This is a genomic window from Pseudomonas sp. WS 5079 (assembly GCF_012985465.1).
Taxonomy (GTDB): Bacteria; Pseudomonadota; Gammaproteobacteria; order Pseudomonadales; family Pseudomonadaceae; genus Aquipseudomonas.
On sequence record NZ_JAAQWN010000002.1, the window covers coordinates 542,601 to 565,756 of the forward strand.

Consider the following 23,156-nt stretch of genomic DNA (forward strand, 5'->3'; position numbering starts at 1 on the left):
GATCAAGGTCTGGCGGTCTCGTTGAAAAAGACTGATGCGGATCAGAGCAGCACCACGTCGTATTGTTCCTGGGAATACATGGTTTCGACCTGGAAACGGATGGTGCGGCCAATAAAACCCTCCAATTCCGCAACGTTGCCCGACTCTTCGTCCAGCAACCGGTCCACCACCTTCTGGTTGGCCAGGACTCTATAACCCTCGGCCTGGTAAGCGCGTGCCTCCCGCAGGATTTCCCGGAAAATCTCGTAGCAAACCGTTTCCGGGGTCTTCAACTTGCCGCGCCCCTGGCAACTGCTGCACGGCTCGCACAGCACCTGCTCAAGGCTTTCGCGGGTGCGTTTGCGGGTCATCTGCACCAGGCCCAACTCGGTGATCCCGATAATGTTGGTCTTGGCGTGATCGCGCTCCAGTTGCTTTTCAAGGGTGCGCAATACCTGGCGCTGATGCTCTTCATCTTCCATGTCGATGAAGTCGATGATGATGATCCCGCCCAGGTTGCGCAGGCGCAGTTGGCGGGCAATGGCGGTGGCGGCCTCGAGGTTGGTCTTGAAGATGGTTTCTTCAAGGTTGCGATGGCCGACGAAAGCACCGGTGTTCACATCAATGGTGCTCATGGCTTCTGCCGGGTCGACCACCAGGTAGCCACCAGACTTGAGTGGCACCTTGCGCTCCAGGGCCTTCTGGATTTCGTCCTCGACGCCATATAGGTCGAAAATCGGCCGTTCACCGGGGTAGTGCTCCAGGCGGTCGGCGATTTCCGGCATCAATTCGGCAACAAATTGCGTGGTGCGCTGGAAGGTTTCCCGCGAATCGATGCGAATTTTCTCGATCTTGGGGCTGACCAGGTCGCGCAAGGTCCGCAGGGCCAGGCCCAGGTCTTCATAGATGACGCTCGGCGCGCCGACGGTCTTGATCTGGGCACCGATCTGGTCCCACAGGCGCCGCAGGTAGCGGATGTCCATGAGGATTTCATCGGCACCGGCACCTTCGGCGGCGGTACGCAGGATAAAGCCGCCGGCCTCCTTGATGCCTTCGGCCGCCACGCAATCGCTGACGACCTTTTTCAGGCGCTCACGCTCACCTTCGTCTTCGATTTTCAGGGAAATACCGACATGGGCAGTGCGCGGCATGTACACCAGGTAACGCGAAGGAATCGACAACTGTGTGGTCAGGCGCGCGCCCTTGGAGCCGATCGGGTCCTTGGTGACTTGCACCACCAGGCTCTGCCCTTCATGCACCAGGGCGCTGATGCTTTCGACCGCCGGGCCTTCGCGCAGGGAAATTTCCGAGGCATGGATAAACGCCGCGCGGTCAAGGCCGATATCGACAAAGGCCGCCTGCATGCCCGGCAATACCCTTACAACCTTGCCTTTATAGATATTGCCGACAATCCCGCGCTTCTGGGTGCGCTCGACGTGCACTTCTTGCAAAACACCGTTTTCTACCACCGCCACGCGCGATTCCATCGGCGTGATATTGATCAGAATCTCTTCACTCATGGCTGGGTCTCGTTCAGGCGTTTTCACAATAGTGGCCGATCGCTTAAATATGGCGCTGGAGTTAGGCGTTCAGCGCACGGAAAGGTGTTGCCAACAGGGTATGCCGAAATGGCCCAGCAGTTCTGCTGTTTCGCAGACCGGCAAGCCAACGACCGCGGAGTAACTGCCATTTAGCCCGGCGACAAATACCGCCGCCAAGCCTTGGATAGCATAGCCGCCCGCCTTGTCCTGAGGCTCCCCGCTGTGCCAGTAAGTCGTTGCCTCGTGCGTGCAAACCTGGCGAAAGCGCACTCGGCTGCTGACCAGACGCGTTTCGCAGCGCAGGTCACTGAGCACGGCAATGGCGGTGAGGACTTCGTGTTCACGATCAGAAAGGGCCAGCAACATGGCCAGGGCATCGGCCTGGTCCAGGGGCTTGCCCAGGATCCGGCCATCCAGGATGACGGCGGTATCGGCGCCCAGCACGCAGGCATTGGCGGTATCGGCCAGTGTCGCCAGGCCTGCGGCGGCTTTGCCACGGGCCAGGCGTTCGACGTAGGAGGCCGGCGACTCGTCGCCCAGGGGTGTTTCATCGATAGCCGCGCTGACCACAGTGAACGGCACCCCGATCTGGGTCAGCAATTCACGCCGCCGAGGAGAGCCGGAGGCCAGATAAAGTGCATGCATTGCAGACTCTCCCTGTGGGTTCGATAACCAGGCAGAGCCTCGCGACCCACTCAATTGATTTTATAGCGGCGACGCAACCCACGCAGGCCGAAGCTGACCCATGGCCACAGCAGCGCGCTGACCAGGGCCGGCAAGACCAGCGCCAGGGTCGGTTGGCGGTTGCCGGTCAAGGCACTGAGCCACAGCTGCACCAGTTGGGCCAAGCCGAAGATCACCAGGATCACCAGGCACTGCTGCCACATCGGGAACATCCGCAGGCGTTGCTGCAACGACAGCACCAGGAAGGTAATCAGCGTAAGAATCAAGGCGTTCTGGCCGAGCAACGTGCCATACATCACATCTTCAGCCAGCCCCAGGCACATGGCCGTGACCATGCCGACCTTGTGCGGCAGGGCCAGCGCCCAGAAGGCCAGGAGCAACGCCAGCCACAGCGGGCGCAGGATTTCCATGAATTGCGGCATCGGCGAAACGCTGAGCAGCATGCCGATGGCAAAGGTCAACCAGACCATCCAGCCATTGCGCGAATGAGTGCCGGCCATTATTGCGCCCCTTGTCGAGTGGTTGGCGGTGCAGGTGCCGCCGCTGGCGCAGTCGCCGCTGGCTTGACCGGCCGAGCCGGTTGGGCCACCGGTTTGGCAGGTGTCGCCACAGCAGGCGCGGCAGGTGCAACCGGTGTCGCCACGGGTGCCGCCGGTTTGGGTACGGTTGCCGGAATAACCGGCGTCGTGGTGCCGTCTTGCTTGTCCTGCGCTTCCTGGGCCTGGGCGGCTTCGTTGGCGCGCTCTTCCGGCGTACGCGTGTCGCTGAACACCAGCAACAGGTAGCGGCTACGGTTCAGCGCGGCCGTCGGCACGGCGCGGACAATCGCAAACGGCTGGCCGGAATCGTGGATCACTTCCTTGACCGTCGCCACCGGATAGCCTGCCGGGAAACGCTGGCCAAGGCCGGAGCTGACCAGCAGGTCGCCTTCCTTGATGTCAGCGGTGTCCGCCACATGCCGCAACTCCAGGCGTTCCGGGTTACCGGTGCCGCTGGCAATCGCCCGCAGGCCATTGCGGTTGACCTGCACCGGAATGCTGTGGGTGGTGTCGGTCAGCAGCAGCACGCGGGAGGTATAGGGCATCAACTCCACCACCTGGCCCATCAGGCCACGGGCATCGAGCACCGGCTGGCCAAGGACCACGCCATCGCGCTCGCCCTTGTTGATGATGATGCGATGGGTGAAGGGGTTGGGGTCCATGCCGATCAACTCGGCCACTTCGACCTTTTCGTTGACCAGCGCGGAAGAATTGAGCAACTCGCGCAGCCGAACGTTCTGCTCGGTCAGGGCCGCCAGCTTTTGCATGCGTCCCTGCAACAGCAGGTTTTCAGTCTTGAGTTTTTCGTTTTCGGCCACAAGCTCGGTACGGCTGCCAAACTGGCTGGCCACACCTTGCCATAGCCGTTGCGGCAGGTCGGTGATCCAGTAGGACTGCATCAATACCAGCGACATTTGGCTACGCACTGGCTTGAGCAGTGTGAAGCGGGCATCGACCACCATCAGCGCGACCGATAGCACGACCAGCACCAACAAGCGCACGCCCAATGAGGGGCCTTTAGTGAAGAGCGGTTTAATAGGCCGCTCCTCCCGGGCAGATATTGTCTTTATTCATACGGCATCAAACCGGCCTGGATGCAGATTGAAGAAGATAAACGCCAACAGGCAGCACTGCAAAGTGCTGCCTGCCTGGCGAAACATGGTGCAACCAACGATCTTATTCGCTGGAGAGCAGGTCCATGGTGTGTTTATCCATCATTTCCAGTGCACGACCACCGCCACGGGCAACGCAGGTCAGCGGGTCTTCGGCGACGATCACCGGCAGACCGGTTTCCTGGGCCAGCAGCTTGTCGAGGTCGCGCAGCAAGGCGCCACCACCGGTCAGCACCAGGCCACGCTCGGCGATATCGGAAGCCAGCTCCGGCGGCGATTGCTCCAGCGCGCTTTTTACTGCCTGAACGATGGTGGCCAGGGACTCTTGCAGAGCTTCCAGCACTTCATTGGAGTTCAGGGTAAAGGCACGTGGTACGCCTTCGGCCAGGTTGCGACCGCGAACATCGACTTCCCGCACTTCGCCGCCCGGGTAAGCGGTACCGATTTCCTGCTTGATGCGCTCGGCGGTGGATTCGCCGATCAGGCTGCCGTAGTTACGACGCACATAAGTGATGATCGCTTCGTCGAAGCGGTCGCCGCCAACCCGTACGGATTCGGCATACACCACGCCGTTGAGGGAAATCAGGGCGATTTCAGTGGTACCGCCACCGATATCCACCACCATCGAACCGCGCGCCTCTTCAACCGGCAGGCCGGCGCCGATGGCAGCAGCCATTGGCTCTTCGATCAGGAACACTTCGCGGGCACCGGCACCAAGGGCCGATTCACGGATGGCACGACGCTCCACCTGGGTGGATTTGCACGGCACGCAGATCAGCACACGAGGGCTGGGCTGCAGGAAACTGTTTTCGTGAACCTTGTTGATGAAGTACTGCAGCATCTTCTCGCAGACGCTGAAGTCGGCGATCACGCCGTCTTTCATCGGACGAATGGCGGCAATGTTGCCAGGTGTGCGGCCGAGCATGCGCTTGGCCTCGGTGCCCACGGCAACGACACTTTTCTGATTACCATGGGTCCGAATGGCCACAACCGATGGCTCATTCAGGACGATACCGCGCTCGCGCACGTAAATAAGGGTGTTGGCAGTGCCCAGGTCGATGGAAAGATCGCTGGAAAACATGCCACGCAGTTTCTTGAACATGGGAAAGGGACCCTAGGCAACGCGTGGGTAAAAAAGTGCGGCAAACTCTAACAACGACAGGGATTTTGGGCAAGGCGCCAATGTGCTAAATTGGCCGACTTTCTGTGCACCTAACCCCACAATCGCGGCCTTATGACCGTAGAAATGCGGTAGTGTTCCGACAATCTAACACACGGATAGCTTCCGTTCTGTTTTCCACTGGAGAATCCCATGGCGCTTGAACGCTCCGACGTGGAAAAAATCGCTCATTTGGCCTGCCTGGGCCTCAATGAAGCCGATCTTCCACAGACCACCGCAGCCCTGAACAGCATTCTCGGGCTGGTCGACCAGATGCAGGCGGTGAATACCGACGGCATCGAACCCCTGGCCCACCCACTGGAAGCCAGCCAGCGCCTGCGCGCAGACGTCGTGACCGAACGCAATAATCGCGAGGCCTACCAGTCCATCGCACCAGCGGTCGAAAACGGCCTGTACCTGGTTCCGAAAGTCATCGACTAAAGGGAAAGAGCCTGCAATGCATCAATTGACTCTGGCCGAGATCGCCCGCGGTCTCGCCGACAAAAAGTTTTCTTCCGAAGAGCTGACCAAGACCCTGCTGGCGCGCATCGCCGCTCTGGATCCGAAGGTCAACAGCTTTATCAGCCTCACCGAGGAGCTGGCACTAGGCCAGGCCAAGGCCGCCGACGCCCGTCGCGCCAACGGTGAAAGCGGCGCGCTGCTGGGTGCGCCAATCGGTCACAAGGACCTGTTCTGCACCCAGGGTATCCGCACCAGCTGCGGCTCGAAGATGCTCGACAACTTCAAGGCGCCCTACGACGCGACCGTGGTCGCCAAGCTGGCCGAAGCCGGGGCCGTGACCCTGGGCAAGACCAACATGGACGAATTCGCCATGGGCTCGGCCAACGAATCGAGCTACTACGGCGCAGTGAAAAACCCGTGGAACCTGGAACACGTGCCCGGCGGCTCTTCCGGTGGCTCGGCAGCAGCCGTGGCCGCGCGCCTGCTGCCGGCCGCTACAGCCACCGATACCGGCGGTTCGATCCGCCAGCCAGCCGCATTCACCAACCTCACCGGCCTGAAACCGACCTACGGGCGCGTTTCCCGCTGGGGCATGATTGCCTACGCCTCCAGTCTCGACCAGGGCGGCCCCCTGGCCCGCAGCGCCGAAGACTGCGCAATATTGTTACAAGGCATGGCTGGCTTCGATGGGAAGGACTCCACCAGCATCGATGAACCCGTGCCGGACTACAGCGCCAGCCTCAATACCTCGCTCAAAGGCCTGCGTATCGGCGTGCCGAAAGAGTATTTCAGCGCCGGCCTCGACCCACGTATCGCCGAACTGGTGCACAACAGCATCAAGGAGCTGGAAAAGCTCGGCGCGGTGATCAAGGAAATCAGCCTGCCGAACAACCAGCACGCGATTGCGGCTTACTACGTGATCGCCCCGGCAGAGGCCTCGTCGAACCTGTCGCGCTTCGACGGCGTCCGTTTCGGCTACCGCTGTGAAGCCCCGAAAGACCTCACCGACCTGTACAAACGCTCCCGTGGCGAAGGCTTCGGCGTGGAAGTGCAGCGCCGGATCATGGTCGGTGCCTACGCCCTGTCGGCCGGCTACTACGACGCGTACTACCTCAAGGCGCAAAAAATCCGACGCCTGATCAAAAATGACTTCATGGCGGCCTTTAATGAAGTCGACGTGATCATCGGTCCGACTACACCGAACCCGGCCTGGAAGATCGGCGCCAAGACCGGTGACCCGATCGCCGAGTATCTTGAAGACCTCTATACCATCACCGCCAACCTCGCGGGCTTGCCGGGCTTGTCCATGCCTGCAGGTTTCGTCGATGGCCTGCCGGTGGGCGTGCAGTTGCTCGCCCCGTATTTCCAGGAAGGCCGCTTGCTCAATGTGGCGCACCAGTACCAGTTGAACACTGACTGGCACACTCGCACCCCAACCGGCTTCTGAGGAGAACACTATGCAATGGGAAGTTGTGATCGGGCTGGAGATTCATACCCAGCTCGCCACCCAATCGAAGATTTTCTCCGGTAGCGCCACCACATTCGGCGCAGAACCCAACACCCAGGCCAGCCTGGTAGACCTGGGCATGCCTGGCGTATTGCCGGTACTGAACCAGGAAGCGGTACGCATGGCGGTGATGTTCGGCCTGGCGATTGACGCCCAGATCGGCCAGCACAACGTGTTCGCGCGCAAGAACTACTTCTACCCGGACCTGCCCAAGGGCTACCAGATCAGCCAGATGGAGCTGCCGATCGTCGGCAAGGGCTACCTGGATATCCCCCTGGAAGACGGCACCATCAAACGTGTCGGCGTGACCCGTGCGCACCTGGAAGAAGATGCTGGCAAGAGCCTGCATGAAGAATTCAACGGCGCCACGGGCATCGACCTGAACCGCGCCGGCACGCCACTGCTGGAAATCGTGTCCGAGCCGGACATGCGCAGCGCCAAGGAAGCCGTGGCCTACGTCAAGACCATCCACGCGCTGGTGCGCTATCTGGGCATCTGCGACGGCAACATGGCCGAAGGCTCCCTGCGTTGCGACTGCAACGTGTCGGTGCGGCCAAAAGGCCAGGTCGAGTACGGCACTCGCTGCGAGATCAAGAACGTCAACTCGTTCCGTTTCATCGAGAAGGCGATCAACACCGAAGTCCGTCGCCAGATCGAGCTGATCGAAGACGGCGGCAAGGTGATCCAGCAGACGCGCCTGTACGACCCGAACAAAGACGAAACCCGCGCCATGCGCAGCAAAGAGGAAGCCAACGACTACCGTTACTTCCCCGATCCGGACCTGTTGCCGGTGGTGATCGAGGATTCGTTCCTCAATGACGTGCGCGCCACCCTGCCGGAATTGCCACCGCAAAAACGCGAGCGCTTCCAGGCGCAGTTCGGTCTTTCGGTGTATGACGCCAGCGTCCTGGCGTCGAGCCGCGAGCAAGCCGACTACTTTGAAAAAGTCGTGAGCATTGCCGGTGACGCCAAGCTGGCCGCCAACTGGGTCATGGTTGAACTGGGCAGCCTGTTGAACAAACAGGGCCTGGAAATCGACGAAGCCCCGGTAACGGCCGAACAGTTGGGCGGCATGTTGCTGCGCATCAAGGACAACACCATCTCCGGCAAGATCGCCAAGACCGTGTTTGAAGCCATGGCCAGCGGTGAAGGCAGCGCCGACGAGATCATCGAGAAACGCGGCCTCAAGCAAGTCACCGACAGCGGCGCGATCTCGGCCGTGCTGGATGAAATGCTGGCGGCCAACGCCGAGCAGGTCGAGCAGTACCGTGCAGCGGACGAAGCCAAACGCGGCAAGATGTTCGGCTTCTTTGTGGGCCAGGCGATGAAGGCCTCCAAAGGCAAGGCCAACCCGCAACAGGTGAACGAATTGCTCAAGAGCAAGCTCGAAGGCTGATAACGGTTGCCGCCCTGTGGGAGCCGGCTTGTGAAGGAGCTGGCTTGCCTGCGATAGCATCACCTCGGTGCATCTGAAAAACCGAGGCGCCCGCATCGCAGGCAAGCCAGCTTCTACAAAGGTCGGTTCCCATATCAATTTTGGGGACACCTTGAAAATGAAGCGTCTACTCGGCCTCTGCGCCCTGTTTTCACTGCTCACCGGCTGCGCCAGTGGCCTGATCGATCCCAACGGTTATGACGAAACCGGCACAGCGTCCTACTACGGCGCCAAGCACCACGGCAAAAAAACCGCCAGCGGTGAACCCTTCAACCAACACGCCATGACCGCCGCCCACCGGCGCCTGCCATTCGGCACGCGGGTGCAGGTCACCAACCTGGCCAACGACAAATCCGTGGTGGTGCGCATCAATGATCGCGGCCCACACACACGTGGCCGGCTGATCGATCTTTCACGCCAGGCCGCCGAGCAGTTGGGTATGCTGCGCAGCGGAACCGCGCGCGTGCGCGTGCAAGCCCTGAACAACTGACTGACGGAGCCCTGGCCATTTTCGGATTAAGCGCCCTCTCGCCCCTGAGCCTGATTGAACTGATCAGCGGCCTATTGCTGCTGATTGCCGGCGCCGAGATGCTGGTACGCGCCGCCGTGCGCCTGGCCGCCAGCCTCAAGGTCAGGCCGCTAATCATTGGCTTGAGCATCGTGGCCTTTGGCAGCAGCGCGCCGCAAATCGCCGTCAGCCTGCAGGCCACCCTGGCCGGCAATACCGATATTGCCGTGGGCAGCGTGATTGGCAGCAGCATCTTCAATATCCTCGTGACCCTGGGCCTTTCAGCGCTGATCATTCCCCTGCGCGTGTCGCGGCAACTGGTGCGCCTGGATATCCCAGTGATGATCGGCGCCAGCCTGCTGCTGTTCATCCTCGCCAGCGATGAGGCCCTGACGCCGCTCGACGGCCTGACCTTACTGGCAGCCCTGCTCGCCTACCTCGCGCTGTTGCTGTACCAGACCCGCCATTCGCGCCGCCCGCGGACCCGCGACACGGTAGTGCAGGCGCCGTGGCTGAGCAGTTTGCTGTGGATGATCGGCGGGCTCGCGCTGCTGGTATTCGCCGGGCATCTGCTGCTGGGGGCGGCCGTGGAAGTGGCCAGCGACCTGGGCCTGTCCGAACGGGTGATCGGCCTGACCATCGTTGCCGTCAGCACCTCTCTGCCGTGTCTCGCCACTTCGCTGATCGCCGCTCTGCGCGGCGAACGAGAGATTGCGGTGGGCAACGTGATCGGCAGCAACCTGTTCAACCTGTTGGGGGTGCTGGGGTTTACGGCGCTGGTGGCGCCATTGCCTTTGTCGGTGTCGCCCAATGCCCTGGACTTCGACCTGCCGGTGATGCTCGGCGTGGTGGTGTTGTGCTTGCCAGTGTTTTACACCGGCTACCGCATTACCCGCGCCGAAGGCTTGCTGTTGCTGGGGCTGTACCTGGCGTATGGGCTGCACGTGGTGTCGTTCACCACCGGCATGCCGCTGGCCAATAAACTCGAACAACTGATGCTGTACTACGTCCTGCCAGCGCTGGTGGCTTTCCTGTTGTTCACTTCGCTGCGGGCCTGGCGCCGCCAACACCACAAGAGGGAGTCGCAATGACCGATCAACCGAAATCCGGCGAGCAAATGCGTCGCCAGGTCATGGGCGACGTATTTGTCGACCGCGCCTTGGGCAATGCCACCGAGTTCACCCAGCCGTTGCAGGACTTCGTCAACGAACATGCCTGGGGCGGGGTGTGGAACCGTGAAGGCCTGCCGCTGAAGACCCGCAGCCTGATCACCCTCGCGGCATTGACCGCCTTGAAGTGCCCGCAGGAGCTCAAGGGCCATGTGCGCGGCGCGCTGAACAATGGCTGTACTGTCGAAGAAATTCGCGAGGCGTTGCTGCATTGCGCGGTGTATGCCGGTGTGCCGGCGGCGATTGATGCGTTTCGGGCGGCGCAGGAAGTGATTGAGACGTATCAGCCAGCTCCCACAATTAGTGGTGAACACCCTCAAGTGTAGGAGCGGGCTTGCCCGCGATAGGCCCTAAAAAACACCACTCATTTCAGATCCAGCCACCGGCCTGCAACACAAAGATCCCGATATTGGTGGTCACTGCCGCCATCAGGGTGGTGATCACAATGATCGCCGCCGCCAACTCATGGTTGCCCTGGGCCGCACGGGCCATGACAAAGCTGGCGGCGGCCGTCGGCGCGCCAAAATACAAAAACAGAATCCCCAGCTCCGGTCCCCGGAAGCCATACAGCCAGGCCCCGACGGTGGCCACGAGCGGCAAACCGATCATTTTCACCAGGCTGGCACTCAACGCCATGTTGCCACTTTGGCGCAAGGCCGCCAGGGACAGAGTGCCCCCAATGCAGATCAATGCCAGGGGCAGGGTCATGTCGGCCAGGTACCTCCCGGAGGTTTCCAGCCAACTGGGCAGGCCGATCTGGAAATAGGCGAATGGCGTGGCGGCAATCACACTGAGGATCAGCGGGTTGGCCAGTACGCTCTTGCAGATGCTCCACGGGTCCGACTTGATCACCGGGCTGTACACCGCCAGCACAATGGTCGACAGGGTGTTGTAGAACAGGATCACCAGCCCCGCGAGGATCGCCCCCAGGGAAATCCCGTAGTCGCCGTACATGCTGGCCGCCAGTGCCAGGCCGATCACCCCGTTGTTCCCGCGAAACGCGCCCTGGGCATAAATGCCCCGGTCTTCCCGCGGGCAACGGAAAATCGCCCAGCCCCAGGCCAGGGCGAAGCTGGCGACCGTGGCCACGGCAAAATAGATCAGCAGTTCTGGCTTGAGCGCCGAATGCAGGTCGGCGTGCAAGATCCCCAGAAACAGCAACGCCGGCATGGTGACGTTGAACACCAGGGCTGACGCGGTGTGGATAAAATTGTCGTTGATCCAGTTGATGCGCTTGAGCAGCACCCCCAGGAACAGCATGGCAAACACCGGCGCAGTGATGGTGAGCGTCGCAAGGAAAATGGCGAGCATGCTAAGTCCTGTTTTCAGGGAATCGTCATGATAAAGCAGTGGGCTGCACTGTTGATATTGGATTTCGAAACATAAACACGAACTAAAAAAGTCCAGAATTGGGAACTGTGGCTACTTCGTAGGAGGTAATCCCACTATCCCGGCCGGGGTTCACCCGTCCCACAAAGCACTGCACAAGCTCCCACGCACTAACGAGAATCCACACCTCCGCTTCAGTAACGCCGCCCCTGAAAATCCCCCTCCTGTAACAACTGAATAACTCCAGGGGGGCCCCATGCGTAGATCCGTCAACCATTTACACAATGTGCATATCAGAAGCTGGGACGATGAGGACATTGCGGGTTACACCGAACTACTCAGTGACCCCGAGGCGATGAAATTCATTTCCGCCGGCACCACCCGGGACATGACCGCCGCCGCCAACGAAATCGCCACCTTCAAAAAAGAAATGACCGACCAAAACTGGTCACGCTGGGCGGTGAGCATTGGCCTGCAAGGCCCTTTTATCGGTTATGCCGGGTTCGCGCAAAAAGAATACGGCATCAACTTCGGCAACCGTTTCCTCAAGAAATACTGGGGAACGCCCTACCCCTTTATTGCCATCCACCTGGCGCTTGAATACGGCTTTGAGCACCTGGGGTTCGAGCAGATCTACACCCTGACCAATATCCGGCACCACCGCGCACTGGAAATGAACCGGGCGTTTTTGCACGCGCCACAACTGGCCGGGCAAGTGATTGAAACCCCTTACGGCCCCCACGTGAAGATTGATCTTACCCGCGAACGGTTCAGGGAAATCAGCCCTGCCAACCTGGCGCGCATCGACCGGTTTTCGCGCCGGATGAAAACCGCCGAACACACCAAGCTGGCCTGACCAAAACCCTCACTGAGCAACATCCCCGTGAAAAACATTCTGCCTCCACCCGACCCCCTTCACTCAGTAGCGGGCCTGTGCACCCGGGAAACCTGGGCCTACCGCTGCTTGCGACGCCAGGTCTACCTGCCGTTTGGTTGCGTATTGGCGGGCCTGCGCCTGCTGTCGATGGTCGTGGTGAGCCTGCTCGCCTGGCCGCTTCCGTTGGCTGCCAGGCCCATGATGTATCGAGGGCTCCTGTGGATAATGGGCATTCGCATCCGTTGCAGCCATTCATCGCGGCAAATCGCCCTGATCACCGACGGCTGCGTAGTGGCCGCCAATCACGTCAGCGTGATTGATCCATTCGCCATCCTCGCGATGCCAGGCGCGACACTCGTGGCGGCCAGTGGCTACAACCGCTTTATCACCTTCACCGCCTTCCTGTTGCTCAAATGCTCGGGCGGACAGTTCTGGAACGGTGCCGATAAGAAGGCATTCTCCCGTAACCTGCATAAACTGCGCACCAACCCGCAAGGCACCGCCCTCTACACCACTCCCGAAGCGACCATTAACAACGGCCGGGGTTTGTATCGCTTTCGCGCGGGGCTGCTGAGCCGCGGCTTGCCCGTCGTGCCCCTGGCCGGGCGCCTGATTCTGCCCTTCGGCCTGGTCGCCAGCCCACTGCATGCCTCTGGCCTGGCAAGTTTCCTGCGCTTGCTGACGATGCCCTGGATGATCTGTGAAATGAGCTACCTGGAACGCTGCGAACGCCAGGAGCAGCAAAGCGGCCAGGCCTTTGCAGACCAAATCCAGGCCCGCATCGCCCAACACCTGGGCATTGCGGCCACCCCGTGGACCCGCGAAGACAAACACCGCTATCGCCAGCTCGATGCGCAGGCACGCCCATGACCGCAACCGGCACTACCCATGTGATTTTCGACTTTGACCAGACCCTGGTGAACCACGAAAGCACCCTTGCGATCATCCAGTCGGCGATTGGCGACAGCCCCGCTGGGCAAGCCATGCTGGAGCAACTGCAACTGATCGCGTCCAAGGCGTTGGCCGGTCGCGCCAGTGCCTGGGAACTGCTGTCCTTGATCAAGGTTATCCCGCGCATCCGCCGCCAGCATATCCAGCGCTATGTCGACACGGTCATTGGCAGCCTCGACCCGGCCCTGATGCTGACCCTGCACAACCTACAGCGCGAGGGCGTGCAGGTGCATATCCTGTCTGGCGGCTACACCGAATGGATCGCCCCGATTGCCCGCTCGCTGGATATCGACACCCGCAACGTGCTCGCCAACCGCCTGTTCTGGGCCGGTTCGCGGGCCCTGTGCCCCCGGCCTTCGCCGCTGATCAACCCCGGTACCGGCAAAAGCCGGATCGTGCGACGGTGGCGCGAAAGCGGCAGGCTCAAGGGCCGGGCGCTGATCGTCGGCGATGCCCGCTCAGACCACCAGGTGTATGTCGATGGCTGGGTCGACGGTTTTGTGTGTGCGGACTACTACACCCGCCACCCCATGCCCGAGATGAGCGGGCACATCCTTCGCGCGGCCAGCCCGCAGCAGGTCTACCCCCATCTGCAGGCCTTGATCGGCGCCCTGTCCTGACCTGGGCTAGGTGATCGGCGCCGGATTGAACAAGGTGATGTCATTGTGCAGCTTATGTTGCTCGGCCCAGGTCTGCTTTTTGCCGCTGGCCACATCCAGGTAGAAATGGAACAACTCCCAGCCCAGTTCCTCGATGGTCGCACGCCCGGTGGCGATCCGTCCGGCATCGATATCGATCAGGTCCGGCCAGCGCTGGGCCAATTCCGTACGGGTCGAAACCTTCACCACTGGCGCCATCGCCAACCCGTAGGGCGTGCCGCGGCCGGTGGTGAATACATGCAGGTTCATCCCCGCCGCCAGTTGCAAGGTGCCGCAGACAAAATCACTGGCCGGGGTCGCACAAAAGATCAGGCCTTTGCCCTTGAAGCGCTCGCCCGGCCCCAGCACGCCATTGATCGCGCTGCTGCCGGACTTGACGATAGACCCCAGGGACTTCTCGACAATGTTCGACAGGCCGCCCTTCTTGTTGCCCGGCGTGGTGTTGGCGCTGCGATCGGCCTCGCCCTTGGCCAGGTAGCGGTCGTACCAGTCCATTTCCCGCACCAGTTCCCGCGCGACCTCCTGGGTTTCGGCGCGGGAGGTCAGCAGGTAAATGGCATCGCGCACTTCAGTCACTTCGGAAAACATCACCGTCGCCCCGGCCCGCAGCAACAGGTCCGACGCGTAGCCCAGCGCCGGGTTGGCGGTGATCCCGGAAAACGCGTCGCTGCCGCCGCATTGCATGCCCAGGATCAGCTCCGAGGCCGGTACGGTTTCCCGCCGGCGCAGGTCGAGTTTCTTCAACCGGGTTTCGGCCAGTTCCATGATTTGCTCGATCATTTCGCTGAACCCATGGCTTGCGTCCTGCAAGCGGTACAGCCACGGTTCGCTGAGGTCCACCGAGCTGTCGTTGTCGTGCATCACCTGCCCGGCTTGCAGCTTTTCGCAGCCCAGGCTGATCACCAGGGCTTCGCCCCCCAGGTTCGGGTTGCGCGCCAGGTTGCGCACGGTGCGGATCGGGATATAGGCGTCGGTGGCGGTAATGGCCACGCCGCAACCATAGCTGTGGGTCAGTGCCACCACGTCATCGACATTCGGGTATTTGGGCAGCAACTCGTCCTTGATGCGCTTGACGGCATGGTCCAGCACGCCGGTCACACACTGCACGGTCGTGGTGATGCCGAGGATGTTGCGCGTGCCCACGGTGCCATCGGCATTGCGATAGCCCTCGAAGGTGAAACCTTCCAATGGCGCCTGGGCCTCGGGCACTTCGGTGGACAGCGGCAGGCTGTCCAGCGGCGGTGCGGTGGGCATGCGCAGTTGATCCTCCTGGACCCAACTGCCGCGTGGTATCGGTTGCAAGGCGTAACCGATGGTCTGGCCATAGCGAATGATCTGACCACCTTGTGGGATATCTTCCAGGGTCACCTTATGGCTCTGGGGGATGAACTCCACGGTCACCAGGCCATCCGGGAACTCGGTGCCGGCTGGCACACCCTGGTCATTGACCACGATTACTACGTTGTCGCGCTCGTGCAACCGAATGGAGCGCGGCGAGTCGGCATGTTCAATCAACTGCATCACACGGCCCCTTCAGGATTGCGCTTGGGAAAGGTTAGTCAATTCAGGGCCTTTGCTCGGTGGCTCGTTGAGCACCACGCGCTTGATCGGGCCGACGATCACCAGGTAGCTGAATACCGCCACCAGCGCATTGGCGCCGACGAACACCAGGGCCCACTTGAACGAACCGGTGGTGCTGATGATGTAGCCGATCACGATAGGCGTGGTGATGGAAGCCAGGTTGCCGAAGGTATTGAACAAGCCGCCGCTGAGGCCAGCGATTTGTTTGGGCGAGGTGTCAGACACCACCGCCCAACCCAGTGCGCCAACGCCTTTACCGAAGAAGGCCAGGGCCATGAAGCCCACGATCATCCACTCCACATCCACATAGTTGCAGGCAATGATGCTGCTGGAGACCAGCAAGCCAGCAATGATCGGCGCCTTGCGTGCGAAGGTCAGGGAGTGGCCCTTGCGCAGCAGGTAGTCGGAAATCACCCCGCCCAGCACGCCGCCGATAAAACCGCAGATCGCCGGTAGCGAAGCGATGAAGCCGGCCTTGAGGATGGTCATGCCGCGGTCCTGCACCAGGTACACCGGGAACCAGGTGAGAAAGAAGTAGGTAATGCCGTTAATGCAGTACTGGCCCAGGTACACACCGAGCATCATGCGGTTGGTCAGTAACTGGCGGATGTAATCCCACTTCGGCCCGTCGGTTTTCTTACCCTTGGCCTTGTCCTGGTCCATATCGACCATCGCCCCATTGGCGGCAATGTGCTTGAACTCAGCCTCATTGATCAGCGGGTGCTCGCGCGGGCTGTAGATCACTTTCAGCCAGATCAGCGAGAACACGATGCCAATCACGCCCATCACGATAAATACGTGCTGCCAGCCGAAGCTGTAGACGATCCACCCCATCAACGGGGCAAACAACACAGTGGCGAAGTACTGCGCCGAGTTGAAGATCGCCGAAGCCGTGCCGCGCTCGGCGGTTGGGAACCAGGCCGCGACTATGCGCGCATTACCGGGAAAGGATGGCGCTTCGGCCAGGCCGACCAGAAAGCGCAGCATAAACAACGCAACCACCGCGGTGGAGACGCCGAACTCACCGACATAGCCTTGCAGCACGGTGAACAGCGACCAGGTGAAGATGCTCAGGGCATAGACTTTTTTCGAGCCGAAACGATCGAGCAGCCAGCCGCCGGGAATTTGCCCGGCCACGTAGGCCCAACCGAAAGCAGAGAAGATGTAACCGAGGGTGACGGCGTCGATGCCGAGGTCTTTTTGCAGGCTGGAACCTGCGATGGCGATGGTGGCACGGTCGGCGTAGTTGATCGTGGTCACCAGGAACAGCATGAGCAAGATCAAATAACGGACGTGCGTCGGCTTGGTCGCTTGCATGTAGATGTACTCCCACTAATTATTTTTTTTGCGGGTAATTGTCGTGTTGGTGCTGCGCACTGCTTTTTTGCGGGAGCAGGCAAGCCTGCTCTCACATGTATTGCGTTTACGAACCGATGTAGCTGGTTTTCACCACGGTGTAGAACTCCTGCGCATAGCGACCTTGCTCACGCGACCCGTAGGATGAACCCTTGCGACCCCCGAAGGGAACGTGATAATCCACGCCCGCCGTCGGCAGGTTGACCATCACCATCCCGGCCTGGGAGTGGCGCTTGAAGTGGTTGGCGTACTTGAGCGAGGTGGTGGCAATGCCCGCCGACAGCCCGAACTCGGTGTCGTTGGCCATGGCCAGTGCTGCCTCGTAGTCCGCCACGCGCACCACATTGGCCACCGGGCCGAAGATTTCTTCACGGCTGATGCGCATGGCGGCTTCGCTGTCGGCAAACAGAGTCGGCGCGAGGAAGTAGCCTTGGGTGTCACACGTCACCAGGCCACCACCGCTGACCAGCCGCGCGCCTTCGCCCTGGCCGATGTCGATGTACTTCAGGTCCTGGTCCAACTGGGCCTGGGACACCACCGGGCCAATGTCGGTCCCGGCATGCAGGGCATGGCCAACCTTGATCGACTGCATGCGCTCGGCCACGGCGGCGACGAATTGGTCATGAATCCCGGCGGTCACGATAAAGCGACTGGATGCCGTGCAGCGCTGGCCGGTGGAGTAGAACGCGCTCTGTACCGACAACTCGACAGCCTGCTTGAGGTCGGCATCGTCGAGAATGATCTGCGGGTTCTTGCCGCCCATTTCCAACTGCACCTTGGCCTGGCGCGAAACGCAACTGACCGCGATCTGCCGGCCCACGCCCACGGAACCGGTGAAGCTGATGCCGTCGACCTTCGGGCTATGGACCAGCGCATCGCCCACTACCCGGCCGCTGCCCATCACCAGGTTGAACACACCACTGGGAAAGCCCGCACGGGAGATGATTTCGGCCAGGGCCCAGGCACAGCCGGGCACCAGGTCTGCCGGCTTGAGCACCACGCAGTTGCCGTAGGCCAGGGCCGGGGCGATTTTCCAGGCGGGGATCGCAATCGGAAAGTTCCACGGGGTGATCAGGCCCACCACGCCCAGGGCTTCGCGCGTGACCTCGACGTTGACCCCCGGGCGTACAGACGGCAGGTAGTCACCGGACAGGCGCAAGCACTCGCCGGCAAAGAATTTAAAGATATTACCGGCACGGGTCACTTCGCCGATGGCTTCCGGCAGGGTCTTGCCCTCTTCGCGGGCCAGCAGCGTACCGAGCTCTTCGCGGCGCGCGAGGATCTCGCTGCCGACTTTATCCAGGGCGTCATGCCGGGCCTGGATACCGGAGGTCGACCATGCCGGGAACGCCGCGCGGGCGGCGTCGATAGCGGCATGGACCTGAGCCACGTCGGCTTTGGCGAAATCGCCGATGACATCCGACAGATCCGACGGGTTGATATTGCTTGAGTAGTCAGCACCGGCCACCCACTGGCCACCGATGTAGTTGTCAAAACGCTTGGCTTGGGACACGCATCTTCTCCTTACGCAAAAAGCCGCTGATCACTCAGCGGCTTTATTAATGGGTTACTGCGCGCCTTGCTTGTCGATCAGCGCGGCCAGGGCTTCGTATTCTTCTGGCAACAGATCGGTGAGCGGGGTGCGCACCGGGCCTGCGTCATAGCCGGCGATTTTTGCGCCCGCCTTGACGATGCTTACGGCGTAGCCGGCCTTGCGGTTACGGATGTCCAGGTAAGGCAGGAAGAAGTCGTCGATGATCTTGTCGACGGTGACGTGATCCTCCCGGGCAATCGCGTGGTAGAAGTCCATTGCGGTCTTAGGAATGAAGTTGAAGACCGCCGAGGAGTACACCGGCACGCCGAGGGCCTTGTAGGCAGCGGCGTAAACCTCTGCGGTCGGCAACCCGCCCAGGTAGCTGAAACGATCACCGAGGCGACGGCGGATCGACACCATCAGCTCGATATCGCCCAGGCCATCCTTATAGCCAATCAGGTTCGGGCAACGTTCGGCCAGGCGCTCAAGCAGCGGCGCGGTCAGGCGGCAGACGTTGCGGTTGTAGACCACCACGCCGATTTTTACCGACTTGCACACGGCTTCGACGTGGGCGGCAACCCCGTCCTGGCTGGCTTCGGTCAGGTAGTGCGGTAACAGCAGCAGACCCTTGGCCCCCAAGCGCTCGGCTTCCTGGGCGTACTCGATGGCCTGGCGAGTAGAGCCGCCAACACCGGCGAGGATCGGCACGCTGGTGGCGCAGGTATCCACTGCGGTTTTCACCACTTGGGAATATTCACTGGCCGCCAGGGAGAAAAACTCACCGGTGCCGCCCGCTGCGAACAAGGCTGTGGCGCCGTAAGGGGCCAGCCACTCCAGGCGTTTGATATAGCCTGCCTGGTTGAAATCGCCCTGGGCATTGAAATCGGTCACCGGAAAAGACAGCAGACCGTGGGAGAGGATGGACTTCAGTTCTTGTGGATTCATTATTCGAACACCCTGGGTAAAGACTATCGATGAACAGTTGTTGTTAATGTTGTACGTCATCGTACAACTATAAAATCATCCGTCAATGTTATTTCGTCGGCTTGCCAGGGTTTTGCGGTCGGTTATTGAGAGCGCCTTGACGTAGGAAATTATTCCTCTATGCTTGTGACAGCTGTATATACATACAGCTGTCAAGGAAGATTCATACGACATAGCAAGGAGCTAACATGTCAGAACTAAAGTCGATCAACACCGAAAACCCTATCCCCGCCCTACGCTTCGAAGGCGGCGAGCACACCGCCATTGGCGACGAGACCCTGCTGCGTTTTGTCCCGGGCAAGCCAGCAATTGCTGGGGCAAAAGTCCAACTGCACCTGCCCAACGGCCTGGCCCTGACCTATGGCCAGATCATTGCCCTGGGCGGCGATTTCTACGGGATTCCCGGCCAGCCCATCAGTGACGGTGCGTCACCCACCGAGCGTGTGCAGCGTTTCATCGCCGCGTTTAACTCGCTGGCAACTTTGCCGGCGTCACGGGAGGAAGCGGGCAAAATCCTCGCAGTCATGCAAAAAGAGATCAACGCAGTGAAGCAGGCCATACAGGATGGCAAGCAACCCCATGAGGCCTACGACGCGCTAGGAGATACGTTGTCCGAAGAGTGGAACCGCATCACTGGCGGTGGCAGCGTGGTTTCAGCCATGGTTCCCCTGGGGCGCTACCTGAAGCTGGCGGCCGATAATGCCGACCATTTCGGCGAATGGGCGCTGTCTGCCTACCTAGCTGGGCATACCGCCGCCCTGCAACAAGCGGTCGTGGCCCACCAAAGCGGCAGTGGCCAGCAATTGGAACTGGCTTACGCCATGAACAGCTTTGCTGATCACTTCTTGACCGACCTGTTTTCCGCAGGGCACCTGCGCGTCCCACGCAAACAACTGGCGGCCGTGGTGACACCGGGTGAACTGGGGTCGTTGATCAGCCGCTTTATGCACGATGAAGACAGCAAGTTCGGGCTCAATGTACGCAATGCCCTGGGCGATGAGTGGCATGCCTATGGCGACAAACGCTATTTCGATAGCAATGACGCCGCCAACCGCACCCAGGTCAAGCGTGCGGTGCAGTCTTCGGCCGATGAGATCTTCGACGCGTACATCAGCGGTATCGCGCCCTCCCCGGCCACGTTCAAGGCACCGCTGCACGTGCCGGACCTGAATGCGGCGAACAACCCGGCGAACAACTTTTCGCCACTGTTCAAGGCTGAGGGCGACAAGGTGTTGCGACGCAAGGACGTCAACAACCTGAACGACAAGCAATGGACCAATGATTGGTGGGGGTGGAGTACGTATCTGTTGCTTAAGGATTACAAGCCGAACAAGCCGCAGCCTTGAGGTAGCCATAGTTCCCCTGTGGGCGGATGACTCGTACACAGGGGACCGTTCGTCGTCACTGTGAATTCTGACAGTATCGGCGACCGGCTCGCTGCCCCTAGATTGGGTGCGACCGCCGGGTTACCTCAGCACATGCAGCAGGTGCAGTCACCTTGGAGGCCCTTTACTCATCCACAACCAGTGAGGCACACCATGGCTACCGAAAAAAAATGCACATTTAAATCCAAATCCAATAATTCCAAGGCATCGACGCAGAACATCGATCCTGTGGACCTACCCAATATTGGTGACACCATTCAACTTGATGGTGACCCGCCGGCCCTGGTCCTGGGCAAGAACTTCCATATCAACAATGGTGAAGTTACCCAAATCGACTTTTTCTTGGCGTGACATGCCTTCCTGGCAGGCATCGAATTATCCGCGCTGCGCCTGCGCCTCTTCATGAGCCTGGCGCAGCCGCTCTCGACTATTAGTCAAATGCAATCTCATCGCCGCCCGCGCCGCATCCGAATCCTGGCGGGCAATCGCCTCATAAATCTCTTCGTGCTCACGGCTCAGGCGGCTCATGTAGTGCTGCTGGTCGTCATGGGCCAGGCGCGCTGAGTTCAGGCGGGTGCGCGGGATAATGCTGGTGCCCAGGTGGGTCATGATGTCGGTGAAGTAGCGGTTGCCGGTGGACAAGGCAATCTGCAGATGGAACTGGAAGTCCGAGGCCACTGCATCGCTGGCGTGCGCCGCACTTTCATTCAACGCATCGAGGGCTGCGCGCATTGCTGCCAGCTGTTCGTCATTGCGACGCTGGGCCGCGAGGCCGGCGGACTCTACTTCCAGGCTGATGCGCAACTCGAGGATCGCCAGTACATCACGCAGCGTGACCACGGTCGCCGGATCAATGCGAAACCCGCTGGGGCTCGGCGTATCCAGCACAAAGGTGCCGATGCCATGCCGGGTTTCCACCTGCCCAGCTGCCTGCAGCCGCGAGATTGCCTCGCGCACCACCGTGCGGCTGACCCCATGGGCTTCCATAATCGCTGACTCGGTGGGCAGCTTGTCGCCACGCTTGAGCTGACCATCGCGGATCTGCTCGGACAACACCGTGACCAGTTCCTGGGCAAGGCTACGGCGCTTGCGGGGAAGACGCGGGGCTGTGCTGGGGTTTTCCATGGGCAGGCAACTATCTCGATGATTCAAAGGGGCATCATAGCCCAAGCGGGTTGTACGATCACCGCTCTGGATGATTTGCCCAAAGCTTATCGCGCGCAAAAAAATGCCCCAGCCTAAGCCGGGGCACTTTCAACACATACCCGCAGGCGCATGTTTTGTCACTTCACCACTTTCAAGCTCGGCCGGCCGCTAGGGCGCGGTGGCTCGGAATCTGGTGGCGGCAGATCATCTTCAATTTCAATCGCTTCGTCGTCTTCAAGGGACGACTCCAGATCAAACACCATGCCCTGGCCATTTTCCCGGGCATAAATCCCCAGGATCGCGCCGATGGGCACATAGAGCGTATGGGGTACCCCACCAAAACGCCCTTCAAAGCTGACCGCTTCATTGTCCATGTGCAGTTGGCGTACGGCACTGGGCGAAACGTTCAGGACAATCTGTCCGTCACTGGCAAAACCTTGTGGTACCTGCACCGCAGGAAACTCGGAATTGACCAGCATGTGCGGGGTGCAATCGTTGTCCACAATCCACTCGTAGAGCGCGCGGACCAGGTAAGGTCGACTGGAGTTCATCAACGGCTCCTTAAGCCTTAGCGCATATCACGTTCGACGCCAGACAGACTTGCCTGGAAAGCCTCACGCGCAAACTGGCGCTCCATGTAATCAAGCAGCGGCTTGGCAGGCCGCGGCAGTTCAATGCCCAGAATCGGCAAACGCCAGAGTATGGGTAATAGGCAGCAATCCACCAGGCTTTGTTCCTCACTGAGGAAAAAAGGTTTGTCGGCGAACAGCGGCGAAACCCCGGTCAGGCTCTCGCGCAATTCCTTGCGCGCCTGCACACGGGCAGCTTCTTTGCTGCGTGTATCCAGAATCAGATCCACCAGCCCGCACCAGTCACGCTGGATCCGATGGATCAGCAGGCGGCTGTTGGCACGCGCCACCGGATACACCGGCAGCAAAGGTGGATGGGGGTAACGCTCATCCAGATATTCCATCACCACGGTTGACTCCCACAACGCCAGGTCACGATCGACCAGGGTGGGCAAGCTGCCGTAAGGGTTCACTTCGATCAGTTTCGGCGGATGACGACCCACCTCCACACTGATGATCTCGGCGCTGACACCCTTCTCTGCGAGTACGATGCGTACTCGGTGGGAATAGTGGTCGGCGGGGTCGGAGTAACAGGCCAACCGGTTGGTCACGCCCATGGCGGTCCTCCTCGCTTGTTGAAATTATCGAAAGCTCAAAAACGAGCGCGCCCAGAAAGCATCTCTCGTAACA

General features: G+C 60.5%; 24 protein-coding genes. 11 read left to right on the plus strand and 13 right to left on the minus strand.

Annotation, left to right across the window (positions count from 1 at the left end; all coding sequences use genetic code 11):
* Positions 1-41: 41 nt before the first annotated feature.
* The 5 genes from rng to mreB all read right to left on the minus strand — a co-directional run bounded on the left by rng (position 42) and on the right by mreB (position 4,957).
* Positions 42-1,499, minus strand: coding sequence for a ribonuclease G (rng, locus tag HBO05_RS06915; RefSeq protein WP_169950904.1), 1,458 nt, complete (start codon positions 1,497-1,499; stop codon positions 42-44).
* Between the two features lie 69 nt (positions 1,500-1,568).
* The gene (locus tag HBO05_RS06920) at positions 1,569-2,165 is read right to left on the minus strand and encodes a nucleoside triphosphate pyrophosphatase (protein WP_169950906.1); all 597 of its coding nucleotides are present in this window, start codon (positions 2,163-2,165) and stop codon (positions 1,569-1,571) included.
* Between the two features lie 50 nt (positions 2,166-2,215).
* The gene (gene mreD / locus HBO05_RS06925; protein ID WP_169950909.1) at positions 2,216-2,704 is read right to left on the minus strand and encodes a rod shape-determining protein MreD; all 489 of its coding nucleotides are present in this window, start codon (positions 2,702-2,704) and stop codon (positions 2,216-2,218) included.
* Positions 2,704-3,780 (minus strand): rod shape-determining protein MreC, encoded by a 1,077-nt coding sequence (gene mreC, locus HBO05_RS06930; protein WP_172312370.1) that lies wholly within the window; start codon positions 3,778-3,780, stop codon positions 2,704-2,706. The genes mreD and mreC overlap by 1 nt, the downstream gene beginning before the upstream one ends.
* Before the next feature lie 139 nt (positions 3,781-3,919).
* Positions 3,920-4,957, minus strand: coding sequence for a rod shape-determining protein MreB (mreB, locus tag HBO05_RS06935; protein ID WP_002555108.1), 1,038 nt, complete (start codon positions 4,955-4,957; stop codon positions 3,920-3,922).
* Between the two features lie 210 nt (positions 4,958-5,167).
* On the opposite strand from mreB, the gene gatC reads away from it, so the two are divergent.
* The 6 genes from gatC (at position 5,168) to HBO05_RS06965 (ending at position 10,421) form a co-directional block, all read left to right on the plus strand.
* The gene (gatC, locus tag HBO05_RS06940) at positions 5,168-5,455 is read left to right on the plus strand and encodes an Asp-tRNA(Asn)/Glu-tRNA(Gln) amidotransferase subunit GatC (protein ID WP_003216077.1); all 288 of its coding nucleotides are present in this window, start codon (positions 5,168-5,170) and stop codon (positions 5,453-5,455) included.
* A 16-nt stretch (positions 5,456-5,471) separates the two neighbouring features.
* Positions 5,472-6,923 carry an Asp-tRNA(Asn)/Glu-tRNA(Gln) amidotransferase subunit GatA gene (gene gatA / locus HBO05_RS06945; protein WP_169950911.1) on the plus strand — a complete coding sequence of 484 codons (1,452 nt, stop codon included), beginning with the start codon at positions 5,472-5,474 and terminating at the stop codon, positions 6,921-6,923.
* Between the two features lie 10 nt (positions 6,924-6,933).
* Complete coding sequence (gene gatB / locus HBO05_RS06950) at positions 6,934-8,379, plus strand: Asp-tRNA(Asn)/Glu-tRNA(Gln) amidotransferase subunit GatB (RefSeq protein ID WP_169950913.1); 1,446 nt, start codon at positions 6,934-6,936, stop codon at positions 8,377-8,379.
* Between the two features lie 157 nt (positions 8,380-8,536).
* A complete protein-coding gene (locus HBO05_RS06955) occupies positions 8,537-8,908 on the plus strand; it encodes a septal ring lytic transglycosylase RlpA family protein (RefSeq protein ID WP_169950915.1) in 372 nt (123 codons plus the stop codon).
* A gap of 59 nt (positions 8,909-8,967) precedes the next feature.
* Positions 8,968-10,017 carry a calcium/sodium antiporter gene (locus tag HBO05_RS06960; protein ID WP_169951388.1) on the plus strand — a complete coding sequence of 350 codons (1,050 nt, stop codon included), beginning with the start codon at positions 8,968-8,970 and terminating at the stop codon, positions 10,015-10,017.
* Positions 10,014-10,421, plus strand: a complete 408-nt coding sequence (locus tag HBO05_RS06965; RefSeq protein ID WP_170041738.1) for a carboxymuconolactone decarboxylase family protein — start codon at positions 10,014-10,016, stop codon at positions 10,419-10,421. Before HBO05_RS06960 ends, HBO05_RS06965 begins: the two co-directional genes overlap by 4 nt.
* A gap of 43 nt (positions 10,422-10,464) precedes the next feature.
* Here HBO05_RS06965 and HBO05_RS06970 read toward each other — a convergent pair whose 3' ends face one another.
* Complete coding sequence (locus HBO05_RS06970; RefSeq protein ID WP_169950919.1) at positions 10,465-11,406, minus strand: AEC family transporter; 942 nt, start codon at positions 11,404-11,406, stop codon at positions 10,465-10,467.
* Positions 11,407-11,680: 274 nt separating this feature from the next.
* Between HBO05_RS06970 and HBO05_RS06975 the strand changes: the two genes are divergently transcribed.
* Genes HBO05_RS06975 through HBO05_RS06985 form a run of 3 tightly spaced genes read left to right on the plus strand, consistent with a single transcriptional unit; the run spans position 11,681 to position 13,872 of the window.
* Positions 11,681-12,280, plus strand: a complete 600-nt coding sequence (locus HBO05_RS06975; RefSeq protein ID WP_172312121.1) for a GNAT family N-acetyltransferase — start codon at positions 11,681-11,683, stop codon at positions 12,278-12,280.
* A 27-nt stretch (positions 12,281-12,307) separates the two neighbouring features.
* The gene (locus HBO05_RS06980) at positions 12,308-13,171 is read left to right on the plus strand and encodes a 1-acyl-sn-glycerol-3-phosphate acyltransferase (protein ID WP_172312123.1); all 864 of its coding nucleotides are present in this window, start codon (positions 12,308-12,310) and stop codon (positions 13,169-13,171) included.
* Complete coding sequence (locus tag HBO05_RS06985; protein WP_172312125.1) at positions 13,168-13,872, plus strand: HAD family hydrolase; 705 nt, start codon at positions 13,168-13,170, stop codon at positions 13,870-13,872. Before HBO05_RS06980 ends, HBO05_RS06985 begins: the two co-directional genes overlap by 4 nt.
* A gap of 6 nt (positions 13,873-13,878) precedes the next feature.
* Here HBO05_RS06985 and garD read toward each other — a convergent pair whose 3' ends face one another.
* The 4 genes from garD to kdgD form a co-directional block, all read right to left on the minus strand.
* Entirely contained in the window at positions 13,879-15,432 is a 1,554-nt protein-coding gene (gene garD / locus HBO05_RS06990; protein ID WP_170041735.1) for a galactarate dehydratase, read from the minus strand.
* Between the two features lie 12 nt (positions 15,433-15,444).
* Positions 15,445-16,809, minus strand: a complete 1,365-nt coding sequence (locus HBO05_RS06995; protein WP_169950930.1) for an MFS transporter — start codon at positions 16,807-16,809, stop codon at positions 15,445-15,447.
* A gap of 106 nt (positions 16,810-16,915) precedes the next feature.
* Positions 16,916-18,361, minus strand: coding sequence for an aldehyde dehydrogenase family protein (locus tag HBO05_RS07000; RefSeq protein ID WP_170056728.1), 1,446 nt, complete (start codon positions 18,359-18,361; stop codon positions 16,916-16,918).
* Between the two features lie 54 nt (positions 18,362-18,415).
* A complete protein-coding gene (kdgD, locus tag HBO05_RS07005) occupies positions 18,416-19,327 on the minus strand; it encodes a 5-dehydro-4-deoxyglucarate dehydratase (protein WP_172312127.1) in 912 nt (303 codons plus the stop codon).
* 227 nt (positions 19,328-19,554) lie between these two features.
* On the opposite strand from kdgD, the gene HBO05_RS07010 reads away from it, so the two are divergent.
* Both HBO05_RS07010 and HBO05_RS07015 read left to right on the plus strand, forming a co-directional pair.
* On the plus strand, positions 19,555-20,712 hold the full coding sequence (locus tag HBO05_RS07010; RefSeq protein WP_170041733.1) for a phospholipase: 1,158 nt from the start codon (positions 19,555-19,557) through the stop codon (positions 20,710-20,712).
* Positions 20,713-20,904: 192 nt separating this feature from the next.
* Entirely contained in the window at positions 20,905-21,102 is a 198-nt protein-coding gene (locus HBO05_RS07015; RefSeq protein WP_169950937.1) for a hypothetical protein, read from the plus strand.
* 24 nt (positions 21,103-21,126) lie between these two features.
* Here HBO05_RS07015 and HBO05_RS07020 read toward each other — a convergent pair whose 3' ends face one another.
* The 3 genes from HBO05_RS07020 to HBO05_RS07030 form a co-directional block, all read right to left on the minus strand.
* Positions 21,127-21,876 carry a FadR/GntR family transcriptional regulator gene (locus HBO05_RS07020; RefSeq protein WP_169950939.1) on the minus strand — a complete coding sequence of 250 codons (750 nt, stop codon included), beginning with the start codon at positions 21,874-21,876 and terminating at the stop codon, positions 21,127-21,129.
* A gap of 158 nt (positions 21,877-22,034) precedes the next feature.
* The gene (locus HBO05_RS07025) at positions 22,035-22,448 is read right to left on the minus strand and encodes a ClpXP protease specificity-enhancing factor (RefSeq protein WP_057438071.1); all 414 of its coding nucleotides are present in this window, start codon (positions 22,446-22,448) and stop codon (positions 22,035-22,037) included.
* Between the two features lie 17 nt (positions 22,449-22,465).
* Positions 22,466-23,083, minus strand: coding sequence for a glutathione S-transferase N-terminal domain-containing protein (locus HBO05_RS07030; protein WP_027604841.1), 618 nt, complete (start codon positions 23,081-23,083; stop codon positions 22,466-22,468).
* Between the last annotated feature and the right edge of the window lie 73 nt (positions 23,084-23,156).